13 protein-coding genes are annotated in these 18,917 nt (G+C 72.0%); 7 read left to right on the forward strand and 6 right to left on the reverse strand.

Annotated elements, in window-relative coordinates:
- Nucleotides 1-75: 75 nt before the first annotated feature.
- From AB0M59_RS01060 to AB0M59_RS01070, 3 genes are all read right to left on the reverse strand, one after another.
- Nucleotides 76-840: a DUF1206 domain-containing protein gene (locus AB0M59_RS01060; RefSeq protein ID WP_364606482.1), complete on the reverse strand. Its 765-nt coding sequence runs from the start codon at nucleotides 838-840 to the stop codon at nucleotides 76-78.
- 129 nt (nucleotides 841-969) lie between these two features.
- Entirely contained in the window at nucleotides 970-1,311 is a 342-nt protein-coding gene (locus tag AB0M59_RS01065; RefSeq protein ID WP_364606485.1) for an ATP-binding protein, read from the reverse strand.
- Nucleotides 1,308-2,540 (reverse strand): MFS transporter, encoded by a 1,233-nt coding sequence (locus AB0M59_RS01070; RefSeq protein WP_364606488.1) that lies wholly within the window; start codon nucleotides 2,538-2,540, stop codon nucleotides 1,308-1,310. Before AB0M59_RS01070 ends, AB0M59_RS01065 begins: the two co-directional genes overlap by 4 nt.
- A gap of 89 nt (nucleotides 2,541-2,629) precedes the next feature.
- Here AB0M59_RS01070 and AB0M59_RS01075 point away from each other — a divergent pair, with 89 nt between their 5' ends.
- Nucleotides 2,630-3,223: a TetR family transcriptional regulator gene (locus AB0M59_RS01075; protein WP_364606491.1), complete on the forward strand. Its 594-nt coding sequence runs from the start codon at nucleotides 2,630-2,632 to the stop codon at nucleotides 3,221-3,223.
- Between the two features lie 15 nt (nucleotides 3,224-3,238).
- Here the strand turns inward: AB0M59_RS01075 and AB0M59_RS01080 are convergent, their stop codons facing one another.
- Complete coding sequence (locus tag AB0M59_RS01080) at nucleotides 3,239-4,144, reverse strand: acetamidase/formamidase family protein (RefSeq protein ID WP_364606494.1); 906 nt, start codon at nucleotides 4,142-4,144, stop codon at nucleotides 3,239-3,241.
- A gap of 144 nt (nucleotides 4,145-4,288) precedes the next feature.
- Here AB0M59_RS01080 and AB0M59_RS01085 point away from each other — a divergent pair, with 144 nt between their 5' ends.
- The 4 genes from AB0M59_RS01085 to AB0M59_RS01100 all read left to right on the forward strand — a co-directional run bounded on the left by AB0M59_RS01085 (nucleotide 4,289) and on the right by AB0M59_RS01100 (nucleotide 10,755).
- Nucleotides 4,289-4,735 carry a peptidase inhibitor family I36 protein gene (locus AB0M59_RS01085; protein WP_364606497.1) on the forward strand — a complete coding sequence of 149 codons (447 nt, stop codon included), beginning with the start codon at nucleotides 4,289-4,291 and terminating at the stop codon, nucleotides 4,733-4,735.
- A gap of 14 nt (nucleotides 4,736-4,749) precedes the next feature.
- Complete coding sequence (locus tag AB0M59_RS01090) at nucleotides 4,750-5,649, forward strand: hypothetical protein (RefSeq protein WP_364606499.1); 900 nt, start codon at nucleotides 4,750-4,752, stop codon at nucleotides 5,647-5,649.
- A 118-nt stretch (nucleotides 5,650-5,767) separates the two neighbouring features.
- On the forward strand, nucleotides 5,768-7,594 hold the full coding sequence (locus AB0M59_RS01095) for a DUF6531 domain-containing protein (RefSeq protein WP_364606502.1): 1,827 nt from the start codon (nucleotides 5,768-5,770) through the stop codon (nucleotides 7,592-7,594).
- 137 nt (nucleotides 7,595-7,731) lie between these two features.
- A complete protein-coding gene (locus AB0M59_RS01100) occupies nucleotides 7,732-10,755 on the forward strand; it encodes an RHS repeat-associated core domain-containing protein (RefSeq protein WP_364607098.1) in 3,024 nt (1,007 codons plus the stop codon).
- 97 nt (nucleotides 10,756-10,852) lie between these two features.
- Here the strand turns inward: AB0M59_RS01100 and AB0M59_RS01105 are convergent, their stop codons facing one another.
- Complete coding sequence (locus tag AB0M59_RS01105; RefSeq protein ID WP_364606505.1) at nucleotides 10,853-11,794, reverse strand: ABC transporter substrate-binding protein; 942 nt, start codon at nucleotides 11,792-11,794, stop codon at nucleotides 10,853-10,855.
- A gap of 1,114 nt (nucleotides 11,795-12,908) precedes the next feature.
- Here AB0M59_RS01105 and AB0M59_RS01110 point away from each other — a divergent pair.
- Nucleotides 12,909-15,740, forward strand: a complete 2,832-nt coding sequence (locus tag AB0M59_RS01110) for an AAA family ATPase (RefSeq protein WP_364606508.1) — start codon at nucleotides 12,909-12,911, stop codon at nucleotides 15,738-15,740.
- Nucleotides 15,741-15,784: 44 nt separating this feature from the next.
- Here AB0M59_RS01110 and AB0M59_RS01115 read toward each other — a convergent pair whose 3' ends face one another.
- Nucleotides 15,785-16,927: an MFS transporter gene (locus AB0M59_RS01115; protein WP_364606511.1), complete on the reverse strand. Its 1,143-nt coding sequence runs from the start codon at nucleotides 16,925-16,927 to the stop codon at nucleotides 15,785-15,787.
- 326 nt (nucleotides 16,928-17,253) lie between these two features.
- On the opposite strand from AB0M59_RS01115, the gene AB0M59_RS01120 reads away from it, so the two are divergent.
- On the forward strand, nucleotides 17,254-18,915 hold the full coding sequence (locus AB0M59_RS01120) for a long-chain fatty acid--CoA ligase (protein WP_364606514.1): 1,662 nt from the start codon (nucleotides 17,254-17,256) through the stop codon (nucleotides 18,913-18,915).
- Nucleotides 18,916-18,917: the final 2 nt, after the last annotated feature.

Here is an 18,917-nt window from a genome sequence, read left to right on the forward strand (position 1 = left end):
GTTCTCACTCGAAGGACTGGGCGCGCCCGGTCGCCGCCGGGTCCACTTCGGACGGAACACCCGGCTGCCCCGGCGTCAGATCCTGCGGTACCGGCTTTCCAGCAGCGCGAACACCCCGAAGACCGCGATCCCGGCGGCCAGCGCCAGCAGCAGGACCTGCCCGTACGGCTGGACCGCGAGCGTCTTGAGCGCGGGGTCGAGGCCGCCGGCCTTGGCGGGGTCGTACTCGACGGCGGCGACGACGACCATCGCGCCCACGGTGCCGTAGGTGAGTCCCATCGCGCACCAGCCCACCTGGCCGAGGCGTTCCGTCGACCGGCGCACCGCCGGGGATGCCCCGCCGAGGTCGAGGTCGTGGACGAACTTCTTCCTGATCCCGCGGTAGGCGAGGAACGCGGCCACGGCGATCACGATGACGCCGGCCGAGATCACCACGGCGGCTCCCCAGGACTCGGTCAGCACCGTGGCCACCACGGAGCCCGCCTTGCCGGATCCGCCGGTCGCGATCTTCCCGGCGCTGTAGGCGACGAGGCCGTACAGGACGACCTCGACGCCGCTGGTCGCGCGTCGCACCCAGCGCCGTCGCGGCTCAGCGTGCCGGTGGCCCGTGATCGCCTCGGTGAGCTGCCACAGCGCCAGCACTCCGGTGCCGGCGGCGATCAGCCAGAGCAGCCACGCGCCGCTGCCCGACGCGACGATCTGCAGCGCGCCGGCCTTGTCGGCCTTTTCGTTGTCGCCGAGCGCCACCTGCACCGCCAGCCACGCGACGACGAGGTGCACGAAGGCGTAGCAGGTCAGGCCGATTCGGGCGAACAGGCTGAATCCTCTGATGTCGGGCACCCGGGAATCCTGGTCCACTTCGGCTCACTTGACCAGGTGTTGGCCCGTTTTCGTCGGAAACGGCCGCTACGCGGCGTCGAGCGTGATCTCGGCCCACACCGTCTTGCCCGTCGAGCGCTGCCACTGGCCTTACGCGAGGCTCAAGCCCGCGACCAGCCCCAGCCCGTGCGGCGCCGAGCCCATGGACGGCTGCGAACACGCGGGATCGAGACACGCGTCGTCGACCTCGACGCACAGCCAGTTCGCGCGTCGCAGCAACCGGACCTGCCGCGGTGGTTCACCGTGGCGCAACGCGTTGGAGGTGAGTTCGTCGACCACCGTCACCACGTCGTGGCGCCGGTCGTCGGGGAGGTCGAGCAGGAGCCGGTCGGCCCACGCGCGAACCGCGGCCGGCTCGCTGAGGTCGTCGGCCACTTCGCGGACGACGACCCGCAGTTCGTCGGTGTGGTGCCGCGTCTGCTCGATCGTCATCGGCGGCTCGCCTTCCGTCCGGCTCCGCGACTACCTCGCGCGGCGTCCGGCACGTACGTACCCCGTGGACGGCCGTGGCGAACATGCGCGAGTCCTTCCGGTGGGGCGAGGCGGGGGTGGAGCTGGCTCCACGCGACGAGCGCCACCAGTGCGGTCAGCCCGAACACCGCGCCCAGCCCGATGGCGGACGCCGCCGCGCCGGCCAGCGGGGACGCCGCGGTCTGGCCGGCGCCGAGCCCGGCGAAGGACCACGTGACGCCGCGGGCGGGCCGCGTGGGGAACAGGCGGGCGGCCCAGAGGATGCACAGTCCGGTCAAGGCCAGGTAAGTGATGCCGAACAGCGCACCGGAAACCAGGGCGCCGGGGAGGCCGGGGTGGGGCAGGGCGAGGAGGGCGATGCCGGCCGCCGCGAGCGTCCAGGTGGCGAGGTTGCCGGCCCGCAGCCCGAACCGTTCGGCAGCCGGACCGGCCAGGCCGCCGAGCAGCCCGGCGACGCCGATGCCGAACCAGCACCAGGTCGCGGCGACCGGGCCCAGGCCGGCCTCGGTGAGGCGGGAACTGGAGAACGTCCAGTACGGCGCGCTCGTCGCTCCGATGAGGACCGAGTTGAGCATCAGCGGTGCCACGCCGCGAGCGGGACCGGTAGTCGCTTCGGCGGGCCGGGTGCGCGGCAGGGTCCGCCAGGCGACCAGCGTCATCGCCGCGCCGAGCACGGCGAACGTGGCCCAGATCGCGGGCCAGCCGAACGCCAGTAGAGGAGTGAACGCCGACGCGGCGAGCCCGAGCCCGGTTCCGGTGTTGGCCCAGGTCTGCGCCCGCGGCCGGGCGCGCGCGCCGACGGTCTCGCCGATGAGCTGGGCGACGCCGGGCGACACGAGCCCCGCGCTGCCGCCCGCGATGACGATCCCGGCGGCGAACACCACGACGTCCGGCGCCACCGCCATCAGCGCGAGCCCGGCGGTGGCGGCCGCCCCGGCCAGCAGCACGGTGCCGCGCGGTGACCGCGCCGACGTTCTCGGGGACAGGAGCAGCCCGAGGCCGTAGCCCGCGGTGGAGAGGCCGCCGAGCACGCCGACGGCGACGGTCGTGAGCCCGAACGTCTCGCCGAACCGCGGGACGAACAGCCCGTAGGCGTAGCGCGCGAACCCGTAGCAAAGCGCGATCACCCCCGCGCCGGTCGCGGCGATGGGCCACCACCGGGCGGTGTGCTCCTCCGTCTTGGTCGCCATACCTCCACCAAACAGACAGGTCTGTCTGGTGTCAAGTGATGCTATGGTTGCTGCAGGTAATGCAGCAGACCGATCGGTGTGGAGGCGTGGTGGGCCGGACTCGTCCTGGCGACGCGGGAGCGAAGGTGCTCAAGGCGGCTTCGGCGCTGTTCTACCGCGAGGGCATCCACGCGGTGGGCGTCGACACGGTGGCGGCCGAGGCGGGCGTGACGAAGGCCGCCCTCTACGGGAACTTCGGTTCGAAGAGCCGGCTGGTCGTCGCGTACCTGCGCGAGCGCGACCGCCGGTGGCAGGAGCAGATCGACACGATCACGGCCGGGCACGACGACCCGCGCGAGCGGGTGCTGGCGGTGTTCGACGCGTACGAGGCGTGGCTGTCCCGCGATGGCTACCGTGGCTGCGCGTTCCTCAACGCCGCCTCGGAGTACCCCGATCCCGAGGACCCGGTTCGCGAGGTGGTCCGCCACCACAAGACCGCCCTGCGCGGCTACCTTCGGACTCAGCTCGAGCGCGCCGGATCGCCCCGCGCGGACGGCCTGGCGGAGGAAATGATGCTCCTGCTCGAAGGAGCGACGGTCACGTCGGTGGTTTCCCGGGACGCACGGCCGTTTTCCGCGGGGAAGCGGCTCGCGGAGACGTTGCTCGCTGCGGCCGGCGACGAGGTTCCCCGTCCGGCTCGGTGACGGCCGGCCGGTCGATCAGCGGATCGCCCCGTGCGGCAGGACCGCGTGCACACCCCACGTCTCGTTGGCGACCTGGGTGATCCGCAGGTCCACGACCGGGCTGGCGAGAGCCAGCGCGGTCGGCTTGTCGACTCCGTGGAGCCGCTGCATCCAGGTCACCATGGCGTCCAGCGCGTCGGCCGTGGCCTGGTTGAGGTCGGCGTCGAACCCGAAGGTGACCCGGCCTTCCGGCGTTTCGGCGTGGATGCCCGGGAGCACCGGATCCGCCGACAGGGTCAGCGTCACCTCGGTGGTCATCGGGCATTCGATCGCCGTCCCGCCGACTTCGCCGTGTCCTTGCGCCGCGTGGCCGTCGCCGAGGTGCAGCAACGCGCCGGGCACGGTCACCGGCAGGGACAACGTGGACCCGGCGACGAGGTCGCGGCAGTCGATGTTGCCGCCGCCGGCCGCTCGGGGCGGAATGGTCGAGTGGGGTCCCGGTTCGGCGGGCGGCAGGCCGGTGATGCCGAGGAAGGGCGCGACGGCGACGGTGTGGCCGAGGTTGCTGGTGGCGGTGCCGTCGCCGATGTCCCACGTCAGCCGCGACGCCGGTCCGCCGGCCACGCCCAGCCTGCGGTTGAGCTCGTTGTCCTTCCCGCCCGCGGAGGTCCAGCCCCAGTCCCCGGGCGTGATCGACGTGAAGTGCACCCGCAGGACCATGCCCGGCTCGGCGCCGCGCACCGCGATCGGCCCGGTCAGGCAGTGTCCGCGCCGGCCCGGGATCATCGTGGGGCCGTCCAGCCGGGGTTCCAGACAGCCCGCGGCGTCGAGCGAGCCGACGACGACGGAATCGCCCGGGTCCACCGTGAGGACGGGCGGGGTGGCCCGGTCGAAGACGTCCACGGTGGTCTCGCGGGTCGCCGGGAGAAGGTGCTCAGCCACGGCCCGGACAGTGGCCGAGCGCGGCCCGGGCTGTCAAGCCGGGCGCGCGCTGGTCCATCCGGGTGCCGTTCCGGCCGGCACCTCAACCGGCCGCTCCCCGCCGGCGTGATCAGCCGGCCGACAGCCGCTGACGACGGGAGATCCATGCACGCGAAACGGGTACTGATCGGGCTCACGGCCTTCGTCGCCGCGATCGCCGGAACCACCGTCGCGGCGCCGGCCGCCTCAGCGGGGACCCTCCACGACTGCCCCGACCTGTTCTTCTGCTTCTACTTCAACAGCAACTTCGGCGGCGCCCACGCCACTTACGCCTACTCGGACGGCAACCTCGACAACGAGGTGTTCCGGTGGGGCGGCACCAACGGCCGCGGCGTCCAGGTGAAGAACAACGCCGCCTCGGTCGTCAACAACGCGGAATGGACCGCGACGGTCTACTACAACAGCGGCTGCAACGGCAGCGTCGCGTCGCAGTCGTTCGGCCCGTACAGCGGAGGCAACTTCACCGCGACCATGAAGAACAACAACGCGAGCTTCAAGTGGCCTTCGGGACCGGTCATCTTCAGCGACTGCGCCAACCGCGACCAGGACTAGCCGGAAGTCCGGCCGTGGTCACGTCCGACCGAGGGCGGCGCCGTGCGGGCGCCTTCGCGGCAGCCGTCACGGTGATCGCCCTCGCCGGCTGCTCGGCGCCGCCCGCCGCCCCGTCCGGCTTCGATCTCGGCGCGGCGCTCGGGAAGGTGCCCGCCGACGTCTCGACGGTGCACGGCCTCGACCTGCCCCTCGACCGGTCGCTGCTGACGCCGGTCGAGGAGCTCGAGGTCATCAAGGCACGCACCACACTGGTCGAGCGGTGCCTCGCGGCCCACGGGATCACCTACGTCTTTCCGGCGGTCGATCCCGTGCGGGACGCCGACAAGCCGCGGCGGCACGGTCTCGTCGACGCGGGCGAGGCCGCGACCTACGGCTACCGCGACCCGTCGGTGTTCGCCGCCCGCTCCGAGGCGCCCGTCCGGCGGCCGGCGCCGCCGCACGTCGTCTCGGTGATCACCGGCACGCGCACCGGCGAGGCCGGCGGCCGCGCCGTGCCGCCCGGAGGGTGCGCGGGCGAGGCGGACCGGACGATCGCGCCCGACGCGAAGCCCGGCCAGGAGCCGGTGAGCTTCGACCTGAGCAACCGCGGCTACGAGATCACCCGGACCACCCCGCCGGTGACCGCGGCCGCCACGCAGTGGTCGCGGTGCATGGCCGAGGCGGGGTTCTCCTACGCCGACCCGGACGCCGCCGTGAACGACCCCGCCTTCGGCTCGGGCCGGGCGTCCGCGCACGAGATCGCCGTCGCCACCCGGGACGTCCGGTGCAAGGAGCGGGCCGAGTGGGTCCGGACGTGGGTCGGCGTCGAGCGCGCGGTGCAGGACGTGCTCGTCCGGCAGCACAACGGCGACGTCGCCCGCGAGCGGCAGCACAAGGAGCGGCAGCTCGCCGTGGCGCGCGGCATCAACGGCTGACCCCGTGCGCTGACTCCGACCCCGTTTTCGCGTTGATCACGCCCGCCGCGGGCCACCCGGCGGCGTGTGTTTTCATGGGGAACTTCGGGGTCGGTCAGGTGGCTGAGGTGGGGGACGGATGAGCAATCCATTGGTTGCGCCGGTGAAGGATTCGACGACGGCGTACTCGGGGATCTCCCTGCTGGAATCGGCCGCCGACCTGAAATCCGCGATCGAGAGCGGCGACTGGGCATCGGTCGCGATGGGCGCGGTCGGCACCGCCCTGGATGCGCTCTCGATGGCGATGGATCCCTTCGGGGCGATCCTCGCTGCCGGGGTCGGGTGGTTGATCGAGCACGTGGGCCCGTTGAAGGAAGCCCTCAACGGCCTGACCGGCAACGCTGATGAGATCGCCGCGCAGTCGGAGACGTGGAAGAACGTCGCGACCGAGCTGGGCAGTGTCGGGGAAGACCTGACCGGGATGGTGAAGGCCGACACCGCGTCCTGGACGGGGAACGCCGGGGACACCTACCGGCAGCGTGCGCAGGACACGGTGACGCTGCTGGAGACCGCGCAGAAGGGTTGCGAGGGTGCGTCCAGTGGGGTGAAGACCGCGGGTGAGGTCGTTGCGGCGGTGCGGGCGCTGGTGCGGGACATCATCGCGGAGCTGATCGGGCATTTGATCAGCTGGGCGTTGCAGGTGGTGTTCACCTTGGGGATCGGGTTGACGTGGGTGGTGCCGCAGGTGATCGGTGCGGTCGCGAAGACGGCGTCGAAGATCGCGGATCTGGTCAAGCGGCTGGTCACCGCCTTGAAGGCGTTGGTTCCGTTGCTCAAGCGGGCGGGTGATTTGTTCGGGGACGCGGCGAAGGCGTTGAAGAACATCAAGCCCGGCAAGGCCGCGCCGGCGCCGAAGCACGCGGACATCAACGGCAGCCCGAAAGGCCTGGACGGTCCCAAGGGCAAGGGCGGGGACGACTCCACCACGACCGCGGGCGACCACTCGCCGCCCAAGACCGACCCGCCGAAGAACGACCCGCCGCCGCCGAAGAACGACCCGCCCAAGAACGATCCGCCCAAGAACGATCCGCCGCCGGCCTCGCGCGGCCTCGACGACCCGCCGGGCGGGGACTCGACCACGTCTTCCGGCGCGAAGGGCGGTTCGAAGGGGCCCGGCGGCGACCGGAACACCTCCGAGACCAAGGAACCGGGCTGCAAGGAAGGCAGCGGCGACCCGATCGACGTCCAAACCGGCGACGTCCTGGTCACCGAGAGCGACCTCGTCGTGCCGGGGCCGCTCGGCCAGCTCATCGTCCGCAACCACGTCTCGTCCTACCGGGCCGGGCGCTGGTTCGGGCCCTCCTGGGCGTCGCTGGTCGACGAGCGGCTGACCGTCGCGCGCGGGACCGTCACGTACTACAGCGCCGACGCGATGATCCTGCGCTTCCCGGTGCCCGCGCCGGGCGCGACGGTCACCTCCCCGCACGGCCCGCTGCGGCGGTTGCACGGGCAGGGTGCCGAGTACGTCCTGGAGGATCCCTCGCGCGGCACCCTGCGCCGGTTCGTCGCGGCCGACGGGAACCCGGACCTGTTCCTGCTCAAGGAGATCCGCACCGAGAGCGGGGCGTACACCGAGCTGGACCACGACGCCGACGGCGCGCCCGCACTGCTCACGCACTCCGGCGGCGCCCGGATCGCCTTCGACGTCGCCGACGGCCGGATCCGCGCGGTCCGCGCGCTGTCCGGAACGGGGACGTCCTCGTCGCCCGCTACGACTACGACCAGCACGGACACCTCGGCGTGCGCGCCAACTCCTCACCCCGGCCGGCCCGCTACACCCACGACGCCGAGGGCCGGATCACCGGCTGGACCAACCACATCGGCGCTTGGTACCGCTACGTCTACGACCCGCACGGCCGCTGCGTGCGGGGCGTCGGCGACCAAGGCTTCCTCGACACCACGCTGAGCTACGCGGACCGGCGGACCACCGTCACCGACTCCTTCGGCCGCCAGACGGTGTACGAGTTCGACGAGAACGGCAACACGGTCGCGCTGACCGACCGGCTCGGCGGCGTGACCCGCAGCGAGTGGGGGCCGCGCGACGTGCTGCTCTCCCGCACCGACCCGCTCGGCCGGCGTACCGGGTTCGAGCACGACGCGCACGGGCGGCTCGTCTCGGTGCTGCGCGCCGACGGGTCCCGGGCGCTGATCACCGAGCGGACCGAGACCGAGCTGGTGATCGAGGTGGCCGACGGCGACCGGGTCTTCCGCCGTCGCTACACCGCCCCGAACCTGCCGGACCCCTACACCGACCCGCTCGGCGTGACCGCGGACCAGCACCTCGAGCACGCGGCGGACCCCGGGACCGAGCCGGACGTCGCCGAGCCCCGGGTCGAGGCCGACCTGTTCGGGCGGCCGCGGGCGATCGAGCGCGCCGGCGGCCGGACCGCGTACGCCTGGACGGTCGAAGGCTCCCTGCGGGAAGTCCTCGCCGTGGACGGGACCCGCCGGCAGTGGACGTTCGACGGCGAGAGCGCCGAAACGTCCCGCACCGACGAGCTGGGCCGGGTGGTCCGCACCGAGAACGGCCCGATGGGCACGATCACCGCCACGGTCGACGCCGCCGGCGCGCGCACCACCCACCGCTACGACACCGAGCTGCGGTTGGTCGCCGTGACCAACCCCGCCGGGCAGACCTGGCACTACACCTACGACGCCGAAGAGCGGCTGCTCTCCCAGACGGACTTCGCCGGCCGGGTCACCCGGTGCGAGTACGACGCCGCGGGACAGCGGGTGCGGCTCACCGGGCCGGCCGGGGAGACCGTGGAGTCCCGGTACGACCTGCTGGGCAACCTGACCGAGCGGATCAGCCCGGCCGGTACCGAAACCTACCGCTACGACCCGGTCGGCCGTCTCGTGCGCGCCACCGGACCGGACGGCGTGCTGGAGCTGACGCACGACGGCGAGGGCCGCGTGACGCGCCAGACCACCGCGGCCGGGACCACCACCTTCGACTATCCCCACGGCGCCAAGACCCGGCGCACTCCGTCCGGAGTGGACGTCCATTGGGGACAGACCGCGGACGGCGCGGAGCTGCTGCGGATCGCCGGCACCGAGCTGACCCTGCACCAGGACGCCGCCGGCCGCACGCTGGGGCTCTCCGCGGGGCCGAACCCCTTGCTGCGACAGGGGTTCGACCCGGCGGGCCGGCTCGCCGCGCAGCACACCCCGGCGGGCGCCACGCGCTACCACCGGCGCCCGGACGGCAGCATCGCCACCCGGGAGGACCCGGCCGGGGGAGTGCGGTACGAGTTCGACACCGCCGGCCGCGTCACCGCCGCCCTGCGCCACGGCGCGGCCGAGCGCTACGCCTACGACGTGCTCGGCAACCTGATCTCGTCCTCGCCGGGGACCGGCCCCGAGGCGGGCCCGCGCCAGTACGCCGGCGGGGTGCTCGCCGCGGCGGGCGCGGTGCGCTACGTCCACGACGCGCAGGGCCGGCTGGTCCAGCGGACGCTGCCCGCGCCGGACGGCACGCCGCTGACCTGGACGTTCGGCTGGGACGCGCACGACCACCTGGTCGCGGTGCGCACGCCGGACGGCACCCGGTGGCGCTACCGCTACGACGCGCTCGATCGGCGCACCGCCAAGGAACGGCTGGACCCCGCGGGCGCGGTCGCCGAACGGGTCGACTTCGCCTGGGACGGCACGAATCTCGTCGAGGCCCGGCACACCGCCGGGGGCGCACCGGTGGAAACGCTCACCTGGATCCACCACCCCGACGAGGACCGCGTGGTGGCGCAGGCGCGCACCCTGCCCGACGGGCGGGTCGAGGTCTCCGCGGTGATCACCGACGAGGTCGGCACCCCGACCGAGCTGGTCGGCCCGGACCACGGCACGGTCAGCCCGGTGCGGACGAGCCTGTGGGGCCTGACCGCGGCCGGCGCCCGGCCGCCGACGCCGCTGCGGTTCCCCGGCCAGTACCACGACGCGGAAACCGGCCTGCACTTCAACGTCTTCCGCTACTACGACCCGGCCAACGCCCGCTACATCTCACCGGACCCGCTCGGGCTGACCCCGGCGCTGAACCCCGAGACCTACGTCGAAGACCCGTTCCTCGCCGCCGACCCGCTCGGCCTGACCCGCAACAGCGGCAAGGTCGTCAACTACGCCGACGACCCGACCGCGTTCCTCGACGACGACGCCACCTTCGAGGCCCCCGCCCCGTGCAAGACCGGCTCGAAGAAGCGCCCGAACCCGAACCAGGGTGCCGGGAACGGCGCCGCCGGGACGGGTTCCCCCACCAAGAAGCCCCGGACCGGCCGGTACGACCCGCCGCTCACCGGCGATGCCAACAAGTCGCACGGGGATTCCGGCCGCACGGTGATGGAAGGCGGCGGGAAGTCGGGCGGTGGCTCGATCGACGGCTCCGGCAAGGGCAAGTACCCCGGCGGCACCACACCGGCGGGCAACCACCTCACCGACGTCAACGACCTCAACGCGACCAAGCACGCGAACTTCGACCCGCGCATGCAGGCCGAGCTCGACAAGCTCAGGAACCCCAACGACAAGAACGGGTACAAGCCCGACACCGACGAGGGCTACTTCATCAAGGGGCACCTGAAGAACAACGAACTCGGCGGCTCCGGGACCGCGGACAACATGACCACGCTGTCGCGGAAGGCGAACTCCCAGATGTCGGGCAACTTCGAGAACAAGCTCAAGCAGGCGGACATCCGGGTCGGGCAGTTCAAGGACAGCGTCACCAAGATGAGCGACACGGAGCTGCAACGCAAGATCGACTCGTGGGGCATGAACTCGACGCCGGCGGAGTTCCGCAAGCAGGCCAACGACCTCAAGGTGGACTACTCGGTCACGGCCAGTGACAACGTCAAGTGGAAGGACGCCGCCAACCCCGCCGAACAGGGCATCCGGGACCACGTCAAGCTCGACGCCGAGTACAAAGGGTTGACCTCCGACGTGCAGAAGTTCATCCAGCACAACAAGGAGGACAACTTCCTGCCGGAGTTCCCGCCGAAGGGCACGAAGCTGGACACGATCAGCGGCGCGTTCGACCCGCCGATCGTCAAGGGGTCGAACCGGCCGATGCCCAACCTCGGCGAGTAGCGGGGCAGCTCCCCGGCGGGCACACCGGGGAGCTGCCCGGGTCCGGGCGTGGTTGGCGGGGGTCAGCCACGCCGGACAGCATCCGCCCGGCGGCGGGTCACCTTCCCGCCTGCGGTCCGATCATCGAGTTGACGTCGATCGGTTTCGGGATGGCGCCGAGCTGCAGCAACAGGTCCGGCACGCGTTGCAGGCGCCGCGAATCCAGGGTCGAGCCGTAGCCCGGCAAAGTGAGCAGCTTGGCGGTGTCCTCGTCGATCTTGGCGAACCGGACCAGCAGCGGCTCGACCTTGGCGCGGTCGTTCAAGGCGTCGTGGGTGGCCTTCTGCATCGCGCGCTGGAACGCGGCCAGGGTCTTCGGGTTCTCCCGCACCCACTTCTTCGTCGCGCCGTAGCCGGTCAGCGGGAAGTCCTGGGTCGCACCGGTGTTGATGTCGATCACGGGAATCGCGCCGACGGTCTTGGCGGCCTGCGTGATGTAGGGCTCCGGCAGGTACGCGGCATCCGCTTCCCCCTGCTGCAGCGCCGCGGCGATGTTCGGCAGCGGGATCAGCACCCATTTCACCTTGTCGAAATCGACGCCGTGATCCTGCATCACCGAGCGGGTGAGAAGATCCGAGGCGGTGTTCTTGGCCGTGATGGCGATCTTCTTGTCCGCCAGGTCGAAGATTGTTTTCACCGGTGAATTCGGAACCGTGACGATCGCATTGGACTTCGGGTTGACCGATGTCGCGTCGGCGACCAGTTGCATGTCGGCGGCGCCGCTGCTCTTCGCGGTGAAGAACGGGGGATAGGTCGAGAACGCGATGTCGGCTTCGCCGGAGATCGACTTCGTCAACGAGGCCTGACCGCTGGCGGCGATGACGGAATCGACGCTGAGGCCTTCAGCCTTGAAGTAGCCGTTGTCCTGGGCCAGCCAAAACGGCGCGAGGTCCGTGGTGGGCAAGATCGAGACCTTCAGCGTCGTCTTCTCCAGGCCGCTGCCGCTGGACGAGGCGGTCGAGCCCTCCGCGCCGAGTGCGCCGCAACCGGTGACGGCCATGACGGCCGAGAGGGCGAGGGCGGCGTGCCGAACCCGGCCACCGCTCCTGGCGATTCCAAACAAGTCCTGCTCCTCGAAGGAGATGGCGGTTGATCTACCGAATGCCGGGAAGATCCGTTAATCATTTCCCGGGGTGTCAGGCAGGCCACTGTAGGGACCTCCACAACCCTTGACAATGCGAAGTACACGTCAAAACGGGGTTTTCACCACAATGGCGGCACGAATTCTTGATCGAAGATCTTGTTTTTGCTCGCTGATCGTCGAAGGATGCTACGAATCGCCGTGTCCAGAAGCGGGAAACGCCACCGATTCCGGAAGGGCGGGCACCGGGATCGCGGATTCGACCGAAACCGGTTCGGCCGACGACGTTCACTGAGCGTGATCGCCGGCCGCGCAGCCGGGTGCGGGCTCGTTGATCACCTGCCCGCCGGACCGTGTGTCACGGCCGGTCGAGGCCCAGCCGGGTTCGACGACGCGCCGAAAAACTGCGGAAAACGTGGCCCCGGGGTCGTCGATCAATGCAAAAGACAATGGATCAACGGTCGCGCGCCCGGTGCCGACGAGCTCGGCACATTCACGTCATCGAAATCAAAAGGTTGCCGTCGCCGTTCCGGTCGGCACGCTATAATCGTCGGCTTGCGCGTATTTCCGGAAGTGCGCGAAGAGATCGTCGACGCGATGGTCGCCGCGCTGTCGAAACAGTCGAACGGCTCGTGCCGCGGATCCGGCCGTGGGCCCGGTGCTCGCGGCCGGCCGTGGTTTCGTCGGCGGAAGCGCGGGTTCTCCCTCTTTGCCAGGGCCGGAAGCGCTGACGGACTGCGATGCCGTGCTCTGGCCGCCGGGTGCGGCCGCTCGATGATCCCGCGGCATTCGCCGGCCGGTCGCTGGGGAGGAATGGCTGTCCGGGCCCGGCGGATCGGTGCGGAGCTGCGAAGATCGGCGCCCGGCGAGCAGTTGATGATCCATCGGCACCGGGTGGCGGAATAACGCTGGGATCACGAACTGGAATATTCCATCGGAATGGACGTTTTCCCGGAGGGGAACCGCGGCAGTCCATCCGGTCCGGCTCAGTATAGCTCTTGTTGGGTAACGGTTTTCCTTCTATTATCGCCGTGTGCGCCCGCTCACGGACGGTACCGAGCTGCTGGTCGGCCGGGACGACGAGCTCTCCCGGCTGGCTGCATGGATCCGTGAGGTGGCCGGGGGGCGCGGCCGCGCCGTCCTGGTGGACGGCGAGCCGGGCATCGGCAAGTCCGCGCTGGCCCGGGCCGGCTGCGCGGCCGCCGTCGACGCGGGGTGCCAGGTGTTCTGGGGCGCCGGCGACGAGCTCGGGCAGGCATTGCCGCTGCTGCCGCTGCTGGATGCCCTGCGGATCACGCAGGTCACGCGCGATCCCCGTCGTGACGCCATCTCCGAGCTGCTGGGGGGCGGCGCCGTCGCGGGCAAGGGCGCCGACCTCGCCGCCGCGGCGGCCGAGCAGCTGATCGCGCTGGTGGACGAGCTGTGCCAGGACGGACCGGCCGTGCTGGTCCTCGACGAGCTGCAGTGGGCCGATCGCACGACGGTGGCGGTGTGGAGCCGGCTCGCCCGCTCGGTCCGGCAGCTCCCGCTGCTCCTGATCGGTGTCCTGCGCCCGGTGCCGCGCCGTGACGACCTGCGCTCGCTCTACCGGATCGTCGGGCCGGCCGAGCGGCTGCGGCTGGGCCGCTTGGCGGAACCGGCGGTGCTCGAGCTGGTGGCGGCGCTGGCCGGCGGCCGGCCGGGTGACGAGCTGGCGCGGCTGGCCGACGACGCCGCCGGGAACCCGTTGTACCTCACCGAACTGCTCGATGCGCTGGCCAGGAGCTCGTGCCTGGCGGTCGACACCGCGGGCGTCGTGGAGCTGACCGGCGCGGCCACGCCGGACTCCTTACCGGAGGCGATCGCGGACCGGCTGGGCTTCCTGTCCGAGGCGGCGCGGACCGTGCTTCGGGCGGCGGCGCTGCTCGGTGACGGCTTTTCGGTCGCGGACCTCGCGACCGTGACGGACTGCTCGCTGGGCGACCTGCTGCCCGCCCTCGACGAGGCGCGCGCCGCCGGGGTGCTGGTGGCGGCCGGCGACGACCTGGGGTTCCGGCACCCGTTGATCCGCAAGGCGTTGTACGACGAGATGCCGACGGCGGTCCGGATCGCCTGGCACCAGGTCGCCGCGTCGGCGCTGGCCGAGGCGCGCGCGCCGGTCGAGCGGGTCGCGCGGCAGCTGCTGCCGATGGTGTCCACAACGGACAGCCGGGTGCCGGTGCCGCCCTGGGCCGTGCGGTGGTTGCTCGACGTGGCCACGCCGCTGATCGGCCAGGCGCCGGTGGCCGCCGTCGCGCTCCTGCGCCGGGCGGTGCGGGACGCCCCGCTCGACGACGCCGTGACCGGCGCACTGGCCGGCCGGCTGGCCGACGCCTACTACCGGGTGGGCAACGTGGCCCAGGCCGAGCGGATCGCCTGCCGTGCCCTGGACCGCGTCCGTGACCCCGACGTGCACGTCGACCTGCAGACGACGGTCGTCCAGTGCCGCGGGATGACCGGCCGCTCCGCCGAGTCCCTCGACGCGCTGAACGACGCACTGACCCGGCCGGACCTGGAGGCCCGGCACCGGGCCAGACTCCTGGTGCTCATCGCGCGGACGCACCGCGACCTCGGCGAGGTCGACACCGCCGGCCGGGTCGCCAAGAAGGCGCTGGCGGAGCTCGGCCCGGTCGAAGACCGCTGGGCGACGGGGTGGGCGCTGCACGTGCTGAGCCTGGTCGCGATGATGCGGGGCGAGTGGATCGACGCGCTGCCGCTGTTCGAGCGCGCGCTGGCCATCGTGCGGGGCGATCCCGCGCTGATCGACCTCACCCTGCTGCTGCGCATCAACCAGTCGGTCGCCTTCGGCGCGCTCGACCGCCACGCCGAGGCGCTCGCCGCCGCCGGGCAGGCGCGGGAACTGGCCGACCGCACCGGCAGCGTCATGCGGCTGACCCAGGCCCAGAGCGCGCTCGGGCGGGTGATGCTGCGCGCCGGCCGGTGGGACGACGCGCTGGCCGAAGTCGACGTCGTCGCGGACGACCACAAGGACCCGAGCGTGGTGTGCTGCGACCACGGCGTCGCGGCGATCATCCACTTCCACCGCGGCGAGGCGGCCGCGGCCCGGCGGCACCTCGACGTCGCGGCGCCGTACTCGGAACGCCTCGGCGACCTGGTCGTGGAATCGATGGTGCGGGCCCGCAGTCTCGCCCTCGAGCACGCCGGCGCACCGGGACGGGCGCTCGCCGTGCTGACCGACGTGCTGGCCGGCGAAGACGCGGCGGAGGACCTGCTGGGGGACACCGTCCGGCTGGCCGCGACGATCGGCGACGTGCGGACCGCGGCGGAGATCGAGGCCCGGGTGCGCGCGCTCGCCGCCAAGTCCACCGTGCCGCACCACCGCGCGCTGGGCCTGTACTGCCGCGGTCTGATCGAGCGCGACGGGACGAAGTTGTTGCGAGCCGCCGACGGCTACCGCGACACGGGCCGGCCGCTCGCCCAGGCCAAAGCCCTGGAAGCCGCCGCGGTCGCGTTCGCCGAAGCCCGGGCCGAGGATCGCGGGTCGGCGCGGGCCGCCTTCACCCACGCCATCGACCTCTACTCGAAGCTGGACGCACAATGGGACGTGGCGAGGCTGCGCGCCCTGTTCCGGGCGTTCGGCATCCGGCGCGGCCCGACGGTGAAGCACCGCCAGGCCACCCACGGCTGGGACAGCCTGACCCCGACGGAGGGCAAGATCGCCGCGCTCGTGGTCGAAGGCCTGTCGAACCCGCAGATCGCGGCCCGCCTGTACCTGTCCCCGCGCACGGTCGGCACGCACGTTTCGCACATCCTGAACAAGCTCGGCGTGAGCTCGCGCATCGACATCGCCCGGGAAGCCGCTCGCCACCAGTCCGCCTCGGGCTGAGCCCGAGGCGGCCGGTGTCCGAAGTGGAGCGTGCACGGCCGGCGTCAGACCCCCACCTCCGGGGCGTTTCCCTGGGGAAGAGCGAGCGTGCGCGGCGCGGGCGACGTCGAAGACCTGCGCGACACCGCGGCGTGCCCGCTGAGGACCTGGCCGAGCAGGATCGCCACCACCAGCAGCAGCGGTGTCCGCCAGGCACCGGTGTAGGTGTGCAGCCAGCCGCAGGCCAGCACGCCGAACCCGGCGATGACGTACCCCACGCCCTGGACCGTGGCGGACAGCGCGAGTGAGCTGCCCTTGCTGCGCAACGAGATCGTCGTCAGGGCGAACGCCAGCGCGCCCATGCCCGCGCCGGTGGCCGCCGCCCACAGCCAGGGCGCGACCGCCGGCGCGAGGAGCAGGCCGCCCACGCCGATGACGTTGGGTGTGGCCAGGGCGATGACGAGCAGGGTCTGGTTGGTGGTCCGGCGCGTCCAGCCCGGCACCAGCCACATCATGGGCAGGCCCATGGCCATCGACAACGCGAGGCACGCGCCCGCGGTCGCCGGCGGGACACCCGCGTCGCGCAGGATTCCGGGGAGCCAGCCCATGACCAGGAACGTCACCGTCGAAATGAGTCCGAAGTGGATGGTCAAGGCGGAGGCCGGCACCCACCCGGAGGTCGCGCGCGGCGACACGAACTCGCCGGGAGCGCGCCGCCACACCTGCAGGGCCAGCAGCGCCACGACCGCCCAGAGGCCGAGGGCGACCCGCCACGACGACGACAGCACCGCCGTGGGCGTGACCAGCGCACCGGCCGTGCTGCCGAGCCCGAGCCCGAGGGTGAAGGCGGCGGACCCGTTGGCCAGCAGCGGGAGCATGGTGCCGAGCACGGCGATGGACAGGCACGCCAGCGCCGTCCCGGCCAGCAGGGGCGCGGAGCCCCCGAGAACCCGTCCGGTCAGGGACAACACCAGCCCGAGGAGGGCCACGCTGACGGTCCGGCGCGTCCCCACCCGGCCGCACAGCCACGGTGTCGCCCAGCCGCCGAGGCCGATCGCCCACAGGGGCAACGCGACGAGTACCGCGGCGACCAGGTCACCGGCGACGGAGATGTCCGGGAGGGCGGCACCCAGGCTCGTCACGGCCGGCCGCAGGTTGATGGCGAGTACGAAGATCACGACCGTGGAGACGGTGGTAGCACGGAACATCGCTCCTCCTCGGCGTCGAGGTGCGGAGCGTCGGGCCCCGTAGAGCAATGCTTCGCGAAGCGCGTTCACCAGACATCCGTCACCTGACGGATGTACGAAGTTCCGTTGCGCGACAACGGTTGTGCGGTGATTTCGCAGCTCTGCGGATGGGCGTGCATCGGCACGGCCGAACGGATCCCCCTCGGCTGACGGTGTGGTTAATCACCGCCGGTGCGGGTGGATCAGTGGAAGATTCTCACCTCTCTTCCGCCCGGAAAGCGCACTTAAAGTGACCGAGAGCCGGGCCCGTCTCCGGGGCCGGACCCGCCGACCGAAAGAGCAGACCCATGCCTGGACAAGCGCGCGTCCCCGGAGCCGCTCGCGGAGGCGAGGACTTGGCCGGGCTGATGCAGCCGCGGCCGCTCACCATCGCCCACATCCTCGACCGCGCGGAGCGGCTCTTCGCGCACAAGCCGGTCGTCACGGCCGATGCCGAGCGGCTCACCTACGCCGAGGTCGCCGGCCACACCCGGCGCCTCGCCACCGCGCTGGACACCCTCGGCGTCCCGGCCGGTGCCCGGGTCGCCACCTTCGCGAGCAACAGCCGGCGCCACCTGGAGCTCTACCTCGGGGTGCCGGCCACCAAGCGGGTGCTGCACTCGATCAACATCCGGCTGTCGGCGGAACACCTCGAGTACATCGTCAACCACGCCGAAGACGACGTCGTGTTCGTCGATCGCGCGCTGCTGCCGCGGATCTGGCCGAGCGCCGGGCGGCTGCCGCTGGTGCGGCACTGGGTGGTGCTGCCCGACGGCACCGACACGGCGATCCCGGCGGACCCCCGCATCGCGCACTACGACGAGCTGATCGCCGCGGCCGAGCCGTTCACCGGCTCGTTCGAGGACGCGTTTTCGCTCGCGGACGAGAACCTGGCTTCGGGGCTCTGCTACACCTCCGGGACGACCGGGTCGCCGAAGGGTGTGCTCTACAGCCACCGCTCGACGGTCCTGCACTGCCTGGGCACGCTCGCGGCCGGCCTCATCGGCCTCTGCGAGAGCGACGTCGTGCTGCCGATCGTGCCCATGTTCCACGCCAACGCCTGGGGCCTGCCCTACGGCGCGATGATGGCGGGCGCCTCGCTGGTCCTGCCCGGCGCGTCCTCGGACCCGGCGCACCTGCTGCGGCTGATGGCGGCCGAGCGGGTGACCGTCGCCGGGGCGGTGCCCACGGTCTGGACGAGCATGGCTCCGCACCTGCGGGAGCACGACCTGAGCGCCACGCGGTTCCTGCTCGGCGGCGGCTCCGCCGTCCCCCCGGCGCTGTCGGAGGCCTACCGCGCCGCGCTCGGCGTCCCCATCACGCATTCCTGGGGGATGACGGAGGTCAGCCCCGTCGGGGTCATCGGGGGTACGCGCACCCAGCACCGGGACGCGAGCGAGGCCGAGCAGCTGGCCGTGCGGGCCGCCCAGGGCCAGCCGCTGCCGCTGGTGAACGTACGGATCGTCGACGTCGAGACGGGCCGGGAGCTGCCGCGCGACGGCGAGGCCGTCGGCGAGCTGCAGGTCGCCGGCCCCTGGGTCGCGGGCGGCTACTTCCGGGTGGACTCCGCCGGCAGCTTCACCGGCGACGGCTGGCTGCGCACCGGCGACCTCGCCACCATCGACGCCGAGGGCTACCTGCGGCTCGTCGACCGGATCAAGGACCTGATCAAGTCCGGCGGCGAGTGGATCTCGTCGGTCGAGCTCGAGGGTGCCATCGCCTCGCACCCCGACGTCGTCGAAGTCGCCGTGATCGCCCGGCCGGACCCGCGGTGGATGGAACGCCCCGTCGCCTACGTCGCCCTGCGCGAAGGCAGTGCCGCCACGGCCGAGGAGCTTCTGGCGCACATCACGCCGATGGTCGCCAAGTGGTGGCTGCCCGACGAGTTCGTCTTCCTGGCGACGCTGCCCAAGACGGGCACCGGCAAGCTCTCGAAGATCGCCCTGCGGGACTCGGCGCGGATCGCCTGAGG

This window comes from Amycolatopsis sp. NPDC051371, from assembly GCF_040682155.1.
In the GTDB taxonomy this organism is placed as follows: domain Bacteria; phylum Actinomycetota; class Actinomycetes; order Mycobacteriales; family Pseudonocardiaceae; genus Amycolatopsis.